Annotated in this window: 15 protein-coding genes; 7 read left to right on the top strand and 8 right to left on the bottom strand. The window is 42.4% G+C overall.

Annotated elements, in window-relative coordinates; translation table 11 throughout:
- Positions 1-229: 229 nt before the first annotated feature.
- Genes pilB through coaE form a run of 4 tightly spaced genes read left to right on the top strand, consistent with a single transcriptional unit; the run spans position 230 to position 4,666 of the window.
- Positions 230-1,939: a type IV-A pilus assembly ATPase PilB gene (gene pilB, locus FTU19_RS02515; protein ID WP_180104172.1), complete on the top strand. Its 1,710-nt coding sequence runs from the start codon at positions 230-232 to the stop codon at positions 1,937-1,939.
- Positions 1,940-1,969: 30 nt separating this feature from the next.
- Complete coding sequence (locus tag FTU19_RS02520) at positions 1,970-3,199, top strand: type II secretion system F family protein (RefSeq protein ID WP_004787210.1); 1,230 nt, start codon at positions 1,970-1,972, stop codon at positions 3,197-3,199.
- Entirely contained in the window at positions 3,199-4,059 is an 861-nt protein-coding gene (locus tag FTU19_RS02525) for an A24 family peptidase (protein ID WP_180016613.1), read from the top strand. The genes FTU19_RS02520 and FTU19_RS02525 overlap by 1 nt, the downstream gene beginning before the upstream one ends.
- Position 4,060: 1 nt before the next feature.
- Positions 4,061-4,666, top strand: coding sequence for a dephospho-CoA kinase (gene coaE / locus FTU19_RS02530; protein ID WP_159122717.1), 606 nt, complete (start codon positions 4,061-4,063; stop codon positions 4,664-4,666).
- 38 nt (positions 4,667-4,704) lie between these two features.
- Here coaE and FTU19_RS02535 read toward each other — a convergent pair whose 3' ends face one another.
- From FTU19_RS02535 to FTU19_RS02545, 3 genes are all read right to left on the bottom strand, one after another.
- Positions 4,705-5,622, bottom strand: a complete 918-nt coding sequence (locus tag FTU19_RS02535; protein ID WP_159122718.1) for a DMT family transporter — start codon at positions 5,620-5,622, stop codon at positions 4,705-4,707.
- Between the two features lie 45 nt (positions 5,623-5,667).
- Positions 5,668-6,417 (bottom strand): 23S rRNA (guanosine(2251)-2'-O)-methyltransferase RlmB, encoded by a 750-nt coding sequence (gene rlmB, locus FTU19_RS02540; RefSeq protein ID WP_005233526.1) that lies wholly within the window; start codon positions 6,415-6,417, stop codon positions 5,668-5,670.
- A gap of 142 nt (positions 6,418-6,559) precedes the next feature.
- Positions 6,560-6,883, bottom strand: coding sequence for a pyrimidine/purine nucleoside phosphorylase (locus FTU19_RS02545; RefSeq protein ID WP_004787221.1), 324 nt, complete (start codon positions 6,881-6,883; stop codon positions 6,560-6,562).
- 437 nt (positions 6,884-7,320) lie between these two features.
- On the opposite strand from FTU19_RS02545, the gene recN reads away from it, so the two are divergent.
- On the top strand, positions 7,321-8,982 hold the full coding sequence (gene recN, locus FTU19_RS02550; protein ID WP_180002783.1) for a DNA repair protein RecN: 1,662 nt from the start codon (positions 7,321-7,323) through the stop codon (positions 8,980-8,982).
- Positions 8,983-9,053: 71 nt separating this feature from the next.
- Here the strand turns inward: recN and FTU19_RS02555 are convergent, their stop codons facing one another.
- From FTU19_RS02555 to FTU19_RS02570, 4 genes are read right to left on the bottom strand one after another with little or no spacing between them, the layout of a single operon-like run.
- Positions 9,054-10,034, bottom strand: coding sequence for a CsgG/HfaB family protein (locus FTU19_RS02555; protein WP_180016614.1), 981 nt, complete (start codon positions 10,032-10,034; stop codon positions 9,054-9,056).
- 51 nt (positions 10,035-10,085) lie between these two features.
- Positions 10,086-10,685 carry a penicillin-binding protein activator LpoB gene (gene lpoB, locus FTU19_RS02560; RefSeq protein ID WP_180016615.1) on the bottom strand — a complete coding sequence of 200 codons (600 nt, stop codon included), beginning with the start codon at positions 10,683-10,685 and terminating at the stop codon, positions 10,086-10,088.
- A 12-nt stretch (positions 10,686-10,697) separates the two neighbouring features.
- Entirely contained in the window at positions 10,698-11,099 is a 402-nt protein-coding gene (locus FTU19_RS02565) for a YcfL family protein (RefSeq protein ID WP_180016616.1), read from the bottom strand.
- A gap of 19 nt (positions 11,100-11,118) precedes the next feature.
- Positions 11,119-12,477 (bottom strand): COG3014 family protein, encoded by a 1,359-nt coding sequence (locus FTU19_RS02570; RefSeq protein ID WP_180016617.1) that lies wholly within the window; start codon positions 12,475-12,477, stop codon positions 11,119-11,121.
- Positions 12,478-13,122: 645 nt separating this feature from the next.
- Between FTU19_RS02570 and FTU19_RS02575 the strand changes: the two genes are divergently transcribed.
- Together FTU19_RS02575 and ruvX are read left to right on the top strand one after the other, a co-directional pair.
- A complete protein-coding gene (locus FTU19_RS02575) occupies positions 13,123-13,677 on the top strand; it encodes a YqgE/AlgH family protein (protein WP_004787233.1) in 555 nt (184 codons plus the stop codon).
- A complete protein-coding gene (ruvX, locus tag FTU19_RS02580; protein ID WP_180016618.1) occupies positions 13,670-14,113 on the top strand; it encodes a Holliday junction resolvase RuvX in 444 nt (147 codons plus the stop codon). The genes FTU19_RS02575 and ruvX overlap by 8 nt, the downstream gene beginning before the upstream one ends.
- Before the next feature lie 235 nt (positions 14,114-14,348).
- Here the strand turns inward: ruvX and FTU19_RS02585 are convergent, their stop codons facing one another.
- On the bottom strand, positions 14,349-14,969 hold the full coding sequence (locus tag FTU19_RS02585) for an alpha-ketoglutarate-dependent dioxygenase AlkB (protein WP_180052427.1): 621 nt from the start codon (positions 14,967-14,969) through the stop codon (positions 14,349-14,351).

Here is a 14,969-nt window from a genome sequence, read left to right on the forward strand (position 1 = left end):
AATTGTAAAATTTAAAGAATAGTTTTATTCATCCTATTTCTCAGTTTAGACTATTCAAAATGGTTATTTTTTGTTATCACTGAAAAAAATGCCCGGTTCTTCCGACCAGTTCAAGCTTTTACTGAATATCAGGAAGATTGCAGCATTCTCAGCTATGGTATTTTTGCATAACAAACGTATAATTTTAGAATAGCAAATTAAAAAAATTGAATTGATAGGCATTTGAAGCATGACAGCATTGCAGGGGTCACCAAGATTTACGGGGTTTATTCGTCGCCTGGTCGATGAAGGGGTATTATCAGCTGAAGATATGCGGACTGCTTTAGCCAATGCCAAACAGGAAAAAACAGATATCGTGGCCTATTTGGTCAGTCATCATAATCTTTCCCCTACTACCATTGCTGAAACGATCTCAGTAGAATTTGGTGAGCCTCTATTTGATATTGGTGCTTATGATCCGGGACAAATCCTGCGTGAAGATATTGATGAAAAGCTGATTACCAAGCATCGTATTCTGCCAATTTATAAAAACGCCAATATTCTTTATGTCGCCACGAGCAATCCGACCAATATCGAAGCAACGGATGCCATCCGCTTTGCAACCAAACTGAATATCGAAACTGTTATTGTTGAACACAATAAACTTGAAAAACTGATTGAGCAAAACTTTACTGAAGAAAGTACTTTTGATTTTGATGATGATTTCGATCTGGATGTCGATGTCGACACAACCGATCCGACGAAAGAAGAAGATGAAAAAGACAAGGGTGAAGAAGCCCCGATTGTTAAATATATTAATAAATTACTGATTGATGCCATTCGTATGGGGGCATCAGATCTACATTTTGAACCTTATGAAAAAATGTATCGGGTGCGCTATCGTGTCGATGGGGTTTTACGTCAGATTGCAACCCCGCCCCTACAACTGGCAAACCGTTTGGCGTCGCGTTTGAAAGTCATGTCGCAGATGGACATTTCTGAGAAACGCGTGCCTCAAGACGGCCGTATTAAATTAAAGCTCTCAAAAAACAAAGCCATCGACTTCCGTGTTAACTCGCTCCCTACCCTGTTTGGCGAAAAACTGGTTCTACGTATTTTAGATCCGTCTAGTGCCATGCTGGGAATTGATGCTTTAGGTTATGAACCTGAGCAGAAAGAATTATTTATGGAAGCCTTAGATAAACCGCAAGGGATGTTACTGATTACCGGTCCTACTGGTTCCGGTAAAACAGTATCCCTTTATACGGGCTTAAACATCTTAAATCGTGAAGATACCAATATTTCTACTGCGGAAGACCCAGTCGAGATTAACCTGCAAGGGATTAATCAGGTGAACGTCAATAATAAAGTTGGCCTGACGTTTGCAGCTGCTTTAAAATCCTTTCTGCGTCAGGATCCTGATATTGTCATGGTCGGTGAGATCCGTGATCTGGAAACAGCTGAAATTGCAATCAAAGCAGCGCAAACAGGTCATATGGTGATGTCAACTCTGCACACCAACAGTGCTCCGGAAACTTTGACCCGTTTACGTAATATGGGCGTACCTTCTTTCAATATCGCGACTTCAGTCAATCTGGTGATTGCGCAGCGTCTGGCCCGTCGCTTGTGTTCACAATGTAAAAAACCGGCTGACATTCCAAAGCAAAGCTTACTGGAGATGGGCTTTACCGAAGCAGATTTACAAAGCCCTGAATTTCAGATTTATGAGCCAGTCGGCTGTAATGAATGTCGTGAAGGTTATAAGGGCCGGGTCGGTATTTATGAAGTTATGAAGGTAACACCTGAGATTTCAAGAATTATTATGGAAGATGGCAATGCCATTGAAATTGCTGAAGCTTCCGCACGTGCAGGATTTAACAATTTACGCCGATCAGGGTTAGTGAAGGTTATGCAGGGGGTGACTTCTTTACAGGAAGTCAATCGTGTAACCAGCGAATGATCGTGCTGAATATAAAATAAGGATAAAGCTATGGCAGCAGTAAAAAAAGGCCAGATGACACCGATTTTCAGTTATGAAGGGGTTGATCGCAAAGGCGCCAAGATCAAGGGGGAATTGCCGGCACGAAATATGGCCTTGGCAAAAGTGAACTTGCGCAAACAAGGCATTACGATCAAAACCATCCGGGAAAAGAAAAAAAATATTCTTGAAGGTTTGATGAAGAAAAAAGTTTCCACCCTGGATATCACCATCTTCACCCGTCAGCTCGCCACTATGATGAAAGCCGGGGTGCCTTTAGTACAAGGCTTTGAAATTGTTGCAGAAGGTTTAGAAAATCCATCTATGCGCGAGGTTGTGCTTGGAATTAAAGGCGAAGTTGAAGGGGGAAATACTTTTGCCGGAGCATTACGAAAATACCCACAATATTTCGATAATCTATTCTGCTCTTTGGTCGAATCTGGCGAACAATCTGGTGCTCTGGAAACCATGCTGGATCGTGTCGCGATTTATAAAGAAAAAAGTGAGCTTTTAAAGCAAAAAATTAAAAAAGCCATGAAATACCCAGCCACAGTAATTGTAGTAGCTGTGATCGTCACAATTATCCTGATGGTGAAAGTAGTTCCTGTATTCCAGGACTTATTCTCTTCATTCGGTGCAGACTTACCTGCATTTACTAAAATGGTAGTCAATATGTCCGAATGGATGCAAAAATATTGGTTCCTTTTGATTATTGGAATTGGCGTAGTGATTACTGCTTTCCTTGAAGCGAAAAAGCGTAGCAAAAAATTCCGTGATTTACTGGATAAGGCCGCGCTCAAAGCACCCATCTTTGGTGATCTGGTCTATAAAGCGATCATTGCCCGTTATAGCCGCACTCTCGCCACCACTTTTGCTGCCGGTGTGCCATTAATTGATGCGCTTGAATCGACTGCTGGTGCAACCAATAACGTGGTCTATGAGGAGGCGGTATTAAAAATCAAGGAAGATGTTGCGACAGGTCAACAGCTTCAATTTGCCATGCGTGTCACCGATAAATTCCCCTCTATGGCCGTACAAATGGTTGCAATTGGTGAAGAATCAGGTGCATTGGATGCCATGCTGGATAAAGTCGCAACCCATTATGAAAATGAAGTCGACAATGCGGTTGATGGTTTAACTTCCATGATGGAGCCCTTGATTATGGCAATTCTTGGTGTCCTTGTTGGTGGCCTTGTTATCGCAATGTACCTTCCAATTTTCCAAATGGGTTCCGTGGTTTAATGCAAGATTTTATTTTATATTTCAGTCAAAACCCAACTGCGCTTTATCTCGCAGTTGGGCTTTTTAGTCTCTGTATTGGTAGCTTTTTAAACGTTGTCATTTACCGTACCCCTAAAATGATGGAACAGGAATGGCGTACAGATTGCCAGCTGTTCTTGCATCCAGATCAGCCCATTATTGATGAAAGCAAAATTACTTTAAGCAAACCAGTTTCCACCTGCCCGAAATGTCAGACTCCTATTCGCTGGTATCAGAATATTCCGGTGATTAGCTGGATATTATTACGTGGTAAATGTGGTAACTGTCAGAATCCAATCAGTATCCGCTATCCATTTATTGAACTTCTCACAGCTGCTTGTGCGCTGATAGTGGTGGCAGTATTTGGGCCTACCATACAGATGCTGTTTGGTCTGGTTTTTACCTATGTCCTGATTGCCCTCACCTTTATTGATTTCGATACCCAGTTATTACCCGATCGCTATACCCTGCCGCTGGCTGCACTCGGCCTGGGCATTAATAGTTATGCGATTTATACTACCCCTGATTCTGCCATCTGGGGCTATATCATTGGCTTCTTATGCTTGTGGGTGGTGTACTATCTGTTTAAGCTGGTGACCGGCAAGGAAGGTATGGGCTATGGAGATTTCAAATTACTAGCTGCCTTAGGTGCCTGGATGGGGCCTATGCTCCTACCACTCATTGTATTATTGTCATCATTGGTGGGCGCGATTATTGGGATTATCCTGCTTAAAGTCCGTAAAGAAAATCAGCCCTTTGCCTTTGGCCCTTATATTGCCATTGCCGGCTGGATTGCCTTTTTATGGGGTGAGCAGATCATGAAAATCTATTTAGGTCAGTAAAGTGAAATTTGTACTCGGTTTAACTGGTGGAATTGGTAGTGGCAAGTCTGCTGCCAGCCAATGGTTTGAAGCTCAAGGGATTGCTGTCGTAGATGCAGATATTGTCGCCCGTGAAGTCGTTGATATCGGTCAACCAGCCCTACAGCAAATTCGGGAAGCTTTCGGCGATTGGGTTTTACTCAAGGATGGTTCATTGAATCGCCGTGTTTTGCGCGAACATATTTTCCAGTCTCCAGAAGCACGAAAAATGCTGGAAAATATCACCCACCCTGCTATTCGCAATTCAATTATTCAACAGTTACATGCAGCACAAAGTCCTTATGCGATTTTAGTTTCTCCTTTATTGTTTGAAACAAATCAGCATGAACTAACACAACATACGTTATTAATTGATGCTGCTATTGAACTGCAAATTCAACGGGCTTCACAGCGCGATGGACAAAATGTAGAGCAAATTCAGAAGATCATTGCCGCACAAATGCCGCGTGAACAAAAGTGTGCCATGGCTGATGATATTGTACTGAATGATGGTGAGCTAGAACATCTCTATGCTCATCTCACACCATTACATGAAAAGTATCTTCAGATGGCTGCTCAAAATCATTAACCCGAACTCAGTCAGTCTCCAAATAAAAAGCAGTCCTTTTAGGACTGCTTTTTTTGTTGTTCCAGTTTCTGACTCAGGCTATCTTGATGCATCAGCCAGCGCCAAGGTTGTATGGCACCAATTGCCATACCTACCAAACCAGAAACAATCGCGAGACTTAAAGGTTCATCTAGAAGCGGCACAGCCAGTATGGCAGCAATAAATGGTGCGAGAGTCACGATACTACCCGCTTTAAATGCACCTAAACGCTTAATCGCTTCCACATAAGTTAGTGTCGCTACAATCACCACAAAAACACCGTGAAAGAGTACCTGGGAAGCCATTTGCCAAGGTTCAGCAGCATCCAGATGTTTGGGGAAGAATAGCAGATAAATTGGCACATAAACGATGGCTGACCAGATCGCTACACTGGCCATAGAATGCCAGGCAGATAGCTTCCATTGACGTAGCAGTACAGTGAATACACCCCACCACATTGCACTGATGAAAAATAGCAGATCGCCTAATCCCAAGGCCACACCGGACTCTCGGAACATCAGCCAACTCATACTGCCAATCGCAAGCAGCATAATCGCCATACTGATCCAAGTATGTCGGTCAAATCCCTGTTTAAATAACACAAAAGCAGCCACTGCGGTACAAAGTGGAATACAGCCATTTAGAAATACGGCAGCATGAGCTGCAGGTGCATAATGGAAAGCAGTATAAGCAGTCAGGCAATACCCTACCCCGCCAATCATGGCTAAGAGAAAGGATTCCTTACTCCACAAAAAGGCTGTGTCCTTTTTATAAATCAGGACTGGCATCAGAATCAGAAAAGCCAATAGAAAACGTAATCCCACCAGATCCCAGGCACTAATCCCCCACTGGGCACTTAAGCGCGTGCTTAAGGTAAAACCTCCCCAAATACACATGGTAATTAAGACAAAGGCATAACCTTGCGTTCGGGGAGACATAGACTTCTTCTTTAACAGTATTTGTGAATAAACAATAAAAAGGGCTTAGGCTTGACGCTGACGACAGGCTTCATAAAGAGCCATCCCTGTTGCCACGCTCACATTCAGACTTTGCAGATTGCCTGCCATCGGAATATAAACCGTCTGGTCACATTGGCTTTGGGTAATTGGACGTAAACCGGTATCTTCCGCACCCATCACCACGCATACACCTGTACCAGTAAAATCAAATTTCTGGATAGGTAAAGCTTTTTCATCCAGCATCGTACCAACCACACGTACATTAAATTCATCTTTGATTTGACCCAAAGTACGCGCCAGATTGGTCACCTGAATAAACTTCACTTTTTCTGCACCACCTGCTGCCACTTTACGTGCAGTCGGCGTCAGGCTTGCTGAACGGTCACGCGGTACAATCACAGCCGCTACACCCATCGCTGCGGCAGTACGAATACAAGCACCCAGGTTATGTGGATCCGTTACCTGATCGAGTGCTAATAGAAGTACTTGAGAATCTTGCTTCAATAGATCTTCCAGATCCTTTTCATTTAAGGTTGGATGCGGGCGAACTGCCGCTACAACGCCTTGGTGAAAAGGCAAACCAGCCAGTTTTTCCAGCTTGTCACGACTAGCCTGCTGGACACTAATGCCAAAAGGCTCAGCCAATTCCAGCACACGTTTCAGGCGCTGATCATCACGGCCTTTCAGGGTAAAAAGAGTCAAGACACGTTCAGGCTCAAGCTCCAGCAGTGATTCTACTGAATGGACGCCATAATAATACTCAGGTTTAGCCATGAACGACCTCGAAAATAAATTGGGAAATAGGCAGCAAAAGAAAAATCCTGCAAAGCCAACTTCACAGGATTCTGTATTAAGCTTAGTTTAACCGATTCAGAACAAAATTTCTTGATCGGTTACAGCTCATCTGTAGGTCTGTTTAGCCTTCAAAATGGCAAACATAGTCCAGCACATCATCAGTTTCAATTTTGAAACGGCTATTGCCTGGCACATAGAAAGACTGACCAGCACGGAACAGTTCTTTTTCTTCGCTGTCAGCGATTTGCACACGGCATTCACCTGAGATGATTTCCATACGCTCAGGCACATGTGTTTCAAAAGTTAATGCATTTTCTGAAGGTAAAATTACCCCTAAGGTTTTTTTAGTGCCATCTTCAAATTGCACCACATGGCTAATGCATAACCCGCCAAAATACACATTCGATTTTTTAAGTACTGATACATGATCAAACTGAGCTGACATGCCATTTCTCCAGATAAAGCATTTTGTAATATTTTGATTGCTGTAGTTTAAATGTGCACCCGCAACTAATCAATCGAAGTTTATCGGACTTGAATGAAATTATTGGTGCCCCCTGCTTGCCTTGATTCCAGCCTGTTTGAATGATTTCGGCAGATCCTGGAAAATGCCGTGATTTTTCCCGCCATTTATAAGCAAAATATATTCCGACCTGATTTAATTTAACTTTCAAGCATGTCAGAAAAATGAAAATATCTTTTGTAACTTCAGTGGCCTGATCTTGGTTCCTGTGACACAACATTCAAATAAGCGTGTATTAATCCATGAAATTTAAGATAGAATGAAATCGATTTATCCTGATTTATAATAACAGCCGCGTTGCTAGACTGAAGCAACTGACATGCTATTTCATTCAAACTTTTCGCAGCCCGGATGCGTTTATGCTGACACATTTAACTCTGATCAATTTTGCTTTGGCCGAGCATCTTGCTATTGATATTGATAAAGGTTTTAACGTTCTTACTGGTGAAACCGGTGCAGGTAAATCCCTGTTACTGGATGCTCTGTCTGCCTGTCTGGGGGAGCGAACCGATACCAATTATGTGCGTTATGGCACCGAAAAAGCGGATGTAACAGCAACCTTTAGTTATCAGGAAGACAGCCCTGAAGCGAGCTGGTTAAAAGAGCATGAACTGGATGATGAGTCGGGGGAGATTCATTTACGCCGGGTGATCTTTGCCACTGGCCGCAGTAAGGCCTGGATCAATGGTCGTCCCAGTAGTCTGTCTGAACTGAAAGAAATTGGCCGACTACTGGTTCAGCTTTATAGCCAGCATAGTCAGCAGCAACTTCTAGAACCACCTTATCCCAAACACTGGCTGGATCGCTATAGCAATTTTTATGCACCAGCTCAGGAAGTACGTGACGCTTATAGCACCTGGCATAAAAATATTCGCCAGCATCAGGCCGCGCTGGATGCACAAGCAACCCGTAAGCAACGTATGGAAACTCTGGAGCTGCAACTTGAAGAACTGGAAGAAGTCGTCCAGACGGATTATCAGGAAATTGAGCAGGAATTTGACCGCCTTTCACATCATGAAGCCATCATGCAGGATTGTGTTTATAGCCTGAATGGCCTGGATGAAGGTGAACAGAATATTTCGCAGGAACTGGCTTCAATCTTGCGCCGCATGGAATCGCATGCCGGTCGTAGCGAACAGCTTTCCCAGATTTATACCTCTTTACTGAATGCCCAAAGCGAACTCGAAGATGCAACGGCAACCTTACGTCAGTTTATGGATCGGCAAAGCTTTGATCCGGAACGTATGGAAGAACTGAATTCCAAACTGGAAGTGTTTCACCGTTTAGCACGCAAATACCGCACCCAGCCAGAATTGCTGAAAGAAGAATATGAGGCCTGGCAGACTGAACTTGAACAATTGCATCAGCTAGAAGACCCGGAAACTCTGGCTGAACAGGTCGAGGTCTCTTATCAGGAGTTTCTAAGCAAAGCTCAACATCTGGACCAGATTCGCCGTGATGCAGCCGAACCGCTGGCGAAAAAACTGACCGAACAGGTGAAACAGCTTGCCCTACCTGAAGCGCATTTTGAATTTAAATTTGAGCCTTTGGAACATCCATCAAGTGAAGGTTTGAGTTTTATTCAGCTTCTGTTTACTGCCAACAAGGGCATACCAGCACAACCTCTGGCACGCGTGGCTTCAGGCGGTGAATTATCCCGTATCGCCTTGGTGATGCAGGTGATGAATGCAGAAAAAACCGAAGCTGAAGTATTGGTCTTTGATGAAATCGACGTCGGGATCAGTGGCGGAACTGCGGAAATCGTGGGTCGCTTATTGGCTGATCTGGCACAGCATGTACAAATTCTTTGTATTACCCATCAGGCGCAGGTGGCTGCACAGTCCGACCAGCATTTATTAGTGAAAAAACGCCAGACTGATCCGGCCAGCAGTACCATTATTAATTTGGAAGAAAGTGAAATTGTACAGGAACTTGCACGTATGACGGGTGGCGTGGAAATTAATGAAACCACCTTGCAGCATGCACGTCAGTTAAGACAGTTAAAGTTTCAGCAAGCATAAATCATGCTTAATAAAAATCCCTGACTATTGCAGGGATTTTTTTATGAACAGCTCTTAGTTAAAGCCAAAAATTACCATTTGACTGGTTGATCACTAGAACCTGGCGTCATTCCATAACCGGGTGACTGGTCATAAGCTTGACGAGTTTGTACAGGCTGCAATTTCAAACCTTGTAAAATCTCTGAATTAAGACCTTGAGCAATTTTGTCTGCAGTACTGTCATTTAAACTGTTCGTCAAAATATTCTGCGTCATTAAATTAGACAAGGTACGGTTAAAGATTCCAGCTGCAACGACTTTACTGGTCGCAGCTTCAATCACGCGCCAGCTCAGACGCACCTGAGCCGCACCAGCATTCAGACCATACATCTGCCGATCACTGGCGCTAGATAAATCTTTAATCTGACCAACCAGCAAATAATCTGCGCCAACTTTCTGACCGATACGTGCCAGTTCCTGTGGTGCGCCATCCCAATACAGGAAACCGGTTTCAGACTGCATTTCCTCAATATAGTGACGATCAACCACACTTAATTGTCCGCTTTGGGTTAGATAAGTGCCCAGTGTATCGGATAATTCCTGACTAAATTGACGGGCAGATCCCCTTCCAGCCAGTCGATTATTTTTTTCCGCCATCTGGAATGGTAAAACAGCGATCCGGTGTAAATGCTGATCCTGCACAGCAGATTCAAACTTGACCACATGAGCACGGACTTTGGCCCGATAATTATTCTTCGCTCCAGAAACACTAAGTACCTGGAATTTAGTGACTGAACCCGAACCCTGATTAGCTACGCTAAAGACCGGAGATACCTTGCCGGTATAGGTCCAGCCTTGATGGTTCACTGATAAAGAAACGGTTTCTTCATAATCCATCTGCGAAGAAACCGAAGCACCATTTACTGACTGTACCGCTACCAATAACGCTTCAGAAATGGCCTGATGCTGTGTAGAACCACTGCCGCTGGCTTCTTTGATCACTTCCTTAATTGCTGCAAAAGCAGGTGAACTGAGCAATCCGGACAATAAGCCTGCAAGTAATATTTTTTTCATAATGAATTCTTCTGCGGTCACTGTGCCAAAGCACAGCAACCTTAATTTAAATTACAGGCCGAAAGTCGAACGCTTGCCTGCTTTACGGATTTCTTTCTCGCCAGTCCACTCGACAATTCCAGTCTGCAGGTTTTGCAATTTAAAGGTGAACTTGTAATACACATCGCTCTTGCTGCCCGCATTTTTTACAATGCTCGACAAGTTGCCATTTAGCATATATTCAGCACCGATATGACCACCGCTCCGTACAGCGGTTGCCTGATTCACCATGCCGCTCTGTTTTTGATAGGCCAGTTGTTGCGCCATCGCATTCACAGACTTCATATCCACAAACCGGAATTTTCCAGAGTTGATCAGCTTGTTCTGAATGCTGTCAGTAATGGATTCAGTATCAATATGTTCCTGAGTTTTATTGTGAATACGATCTACTACAATCACCGGGCGACGGTTTTGTGTCATCTGCACGATCGGCGGGAACATCAGCATGTCATCCACCATTTTCGCTGCGATCATTTGCAGGTCAGTCGAACCGAAGTCAGTCGTCAAAGTTTCAACTGCTTGCGCATCGCCATAACTCACTGCACCAGTAGACGCACAGCCACTAACCAGAGTCGTTGCTGCCAATACAGCGAAAATCAATTTTGCATTCATGTTTAATCTCTCTTATTTTTTCAAGTACACAACAACATCGACAGCAGATGGATTTGGCGCCAGGGATTGCACGCCTTTGGTTTCACGGCCAGTTAACTGAATCGGCTTCCAGATGGCACCTTCAGGATTCACTTCCGCACCTTGCGCATCTACCCACACGATCTTGTAGCTAAAATCTTTGTTATTAAAACGACGGTTTTTGATTGCAATTGATGCGCGCTTCAAATCCCCTGCCGCACTCATATTTACGCGTTCTACAAATACTTCCGTACTCAGGATCGGGTTATTGGTGATCGTACGGATGCTGATTTCATTAGTTGAGTTGGTCTGGGTCGACAAGGCATTCGGTGCAGTACACCCCACCATTAACAGTGCCCCTAAACCAAGTACTGCAAAGCTGAATTGATGTTTCATATCGTTCTCTTAGGTTTTATTAATGTGGGATGGTGCTTACGCTGGCAGTAATCTTGTCATTGACGTGATGTGCATAGACAAAGACAGTTTGATTGGCTTTAACATCCAGATTGACAGCCGAACTGGAAAGGCTGCCGCTAGAGAGCTGTAATTTATGATTGCCTGGGGCGAGATTTAAACGAGCAATCTGAGCATTACTTGGTAAGGTACTCCAGCCACGCAAGTCGGCACGTTCAGTTGACATATTAAGCACATTGCCGGCCACCTGACCCAAAATACCCAGCTGATTGCCCAACTGTTTTTGTGCCGCATATTTGGCGCTTGCACGCATGATTTGACTGGTCAGATTGCCTACTACTTTTTCTTTCAGATCTTTAACTGCCAGAGCGCCAATATCACTAATCACGTAGCTGTCTTGCATAGGCTTATTGTTAACTTTGACTTTTAAGCTTTTCGGTGCCACATAGGTGCTTGGTTCATAAGTCGCAAAAGCGATATTGACCAGACCGCCTGGTGTTGGCACATCAATCTTGTTTTCAACCTTTTGTGGCACAATGCCTTGCTCGATAAAGACAATCACCGGCACACTGCCACTTTTTGGTTTTGCTACTAACTGATTCAGGCGTTTTACATCTTGGGCAATCTGCGCATCTGGTTGTAATTCATAGGCCTTTTTATAATCTACCAAGGCATCATTATATTCACCCAAGGTTTCCCATAAATTGGCAGCCATGTAGAACGCATACGCATTCTGGTAGCTGTTTTTAATCTTGCCGGCAATAGGGTCCAAACCTATAAACGCTTCATCCAGTGCGCTAAGCGGATTTCCTTCAGTAGCCGGTTTTTTAACTTTATCTTTTTTTCTTTCCAGCTCTTTCTGGTGAGCCAGTTCAATTTCACGCTGTAGGCCTTGCGCGACCCGCATTTCTACGGATGCAGCTTCTAAATCTTTGAGAAAAATATAGTTTTTTGCCTGAGAAATATGTGCCAGTACCTGTTCATGTGGTGGCACCAGATAAGGAACGATTGAATCATTACTCATCAAAGCCAGAGCTTTAAAGCCCACACGGGATACACTGACTTTCGCACGATTTTGCTGTTTATCCAGCAAAGTAAAAGCCTGTTTATAATATTCTTGGCTTTGATCATATTGATGATTAACCTGTAATAAACGGGCTTGTTCTAACAGATATAAAACTCCATCTTTTGAATTAGTTTTATTCTTGAAATCTGTAATTAAATTTTCAGACAGTTCTGCATTTAAATGACTACGAAAAAAATTACCTTCTTCATTATATGTTTTGAATACTTCCGCATGGGAAATAATAGATGCTGAACATAGAGTAGAAATTAAAGTCCCTTTAAAAAAATGATGCATAACGATCCGTTAAAATAATAGAAGATTAAAAATCGGCGCATCTTACAAACAAAGCCTGATTGTTTCAATATGTAGTTTATGTATATATTACGTAAAATTTAACTCTAAACAAACGCATTATATTTACCTAAATTAAACAATATTAAATAAACTTTACAAATTATGATCGTTTTTAAGTATGAAAAATCTTTTCTATTATTGCTATATAAGTTTAATTAATTACATCTATTCATTAATAAAATAACTTATAAAAAATTAATAAAAAATAAAGCACTTCGCTTAAAATATAAAATTTAATATTTTCTTCTATTTAATTATTTAGTTTGATTATTAAACAATTAAAAATATATAAACTTATTCCTCATTGAATTTATTTTATATTCTTAGTCAATAATAAATGAGCTCTAGAATTTACCATTCAATAAAATAAAACTGATTTTATTAATTTATTGAAAAAATAAAAAAAATGCCTATTTGTAGTTTTTTTATACTCAGTATCTACAAAGCTAAGTTGTCAGTGGTGCATTTTTGTGGGATAAGTAAATAAAGGAATAGACAATTTGCAGAATTGAAAATCCAGTCTTTTGCCCTGATAAATCATTTACCACAATCATAAACGATATAGACTTTTGGAGAGCCGCTCAGGTGACTAAACAATATCTGACTCATCGTTGTCTGATTGCGCCACCCCATGCAAGTGACGATTTTTTTGCGCATACGGTCATTTATCTGGCCCGTCATGATGAAGATGGCGCTCAAGGGATCATTATTAACCGCCCTGCTGGCATTCAAATTAAAGAATTGCTGAATGATCTGGATATTGAGGCGGATAATGTCAATCCCCATGAAGTGTTGCAAGGTGGACCTTTGCGACCAGAGGCTGGTTTTGTCCTGCATACCGGTCAGCCGACCTGGCATTCCTCTATTGCTGTGGGTGAAAATGTTTGTATTACCACATCTAAAGATATTCTGGATGCGATTGCGCATAATGAAGGTGTAGGCCGCTATCAGATCGCATTGGGTTATGCGAGCTGGGGCAAACATCAGCTTGAAGAAGAGATTGCCCGGGGTGACTGGCTAATCTGTGAATCCGATATGGACCTGATTTTTAACTTACCTTATAACGACCGCTGGGATGCTGCCTATAAAAAAATGGGCGTAGACCGAACCTGGTTATCTTCCGAGATTGGACATGCCTGATGTAAACGCGCCAAACACTATTATGGCGTTTGATTTTGGTACACAGAAAATGGGAATGGCAGTCGGCCAATCCCTGATTGAAAGTGCCACCCCCCTCCCTTTATTTCCTATGAAAGACGGGATTCCGAACTGGGACGAATTACTGAAAATTGTAAAAAACCATCAGCCAAGCCTATTTTTAGTGGGACTTCCACTGAATATGGATGATAGTGAATCTGAACTGTCGACACGGGCACGAAAATTTGCCCGCCGTTTACGTCATCAGACCAATATTGAAACCTTGATGGTGGATGAACGCCTGACCACTCGTGAAGCACGGGATGAACTGGATCATTATCAGGCTCAAGGTCGTGGCAAAAAATTGTCTGCGGACAGTATTGCTGCTGCCCTCTTGATTGAAAGCTGGTATAGGTATCCGGCTGGACTGCAACCTTAAATTTTTTAAATATCAGTAATAGCATCTTTCGAGATGCTATTTTTTTGAATTAAAGAATCCCTTTTTTAGCTCATTGGGATACTTTCAATCTAAAAACAATAGAGTGCCTTCATCAATCATTTTTTAATCATTCAACAATGAGCAAAGGAACTCCCTCATCCTCACTTTCTCCCTGAGAGAAGGAATTTTAAATACTAATGAACTAGTATTTTTTGTTTTATCAAAGATAATTTAATTAAGGAAAAAAATAACGAAAAGTCAGGTTAATTCTAGGCTCCAGAACCCGAGTCGTTTTCCGGATACAATGTTTCCAGTAGTGTTGAGTCTGTCCACGCATCACAATCAACTGTCCACTTTGTAAAAGCAGATCTACTGTTTTATTTTCCGTTTTATGTTTAAAACTCATCTTGCGGGTTGCACCCAGACTGAGGGACGCAATCACATTTTCTTGAGATGTTCCTTGATATAGAGCAGCTTCATCATCACTATGCCAGCCCAGACCTTGTGAACCATCTTCATATAGATTCGCCAGACAGGAATTAAAGGAATGACCGACCAATTTTTCAATATGCTGCTTTAACCGAAATAGTCTTGGTGTCCAGATATGAGCTTGTTTAAAACTTCCGGAATAATGATATTGATAGTGTTCATCACCATACCAGACGACTTTTCGTCCAGTAATATAATGCTTGCCAAATAAAGTGACTTCATCCGCTTGCCAAGCCAGATGAGCTAGAAAATGCTGTAAATATTGCTGGCTCTGCTGCTCATTTAAAATCTGGCCATAATCCTCTACCACCCCATCAAAGGGTAATAAATTCACTTGAGATTCTGGCGCAAACAGGTCCAAAGTCAT

Origin of the sequence: Acinetobacter sp. YH12072, assembly GCF_013419565.1 — a bacterium.
GTDB lineage: Bacteria > Pseudomonadota > Gammaproteobacteria > Pseudomonadales > Moraxellaceae > Acinetobacter.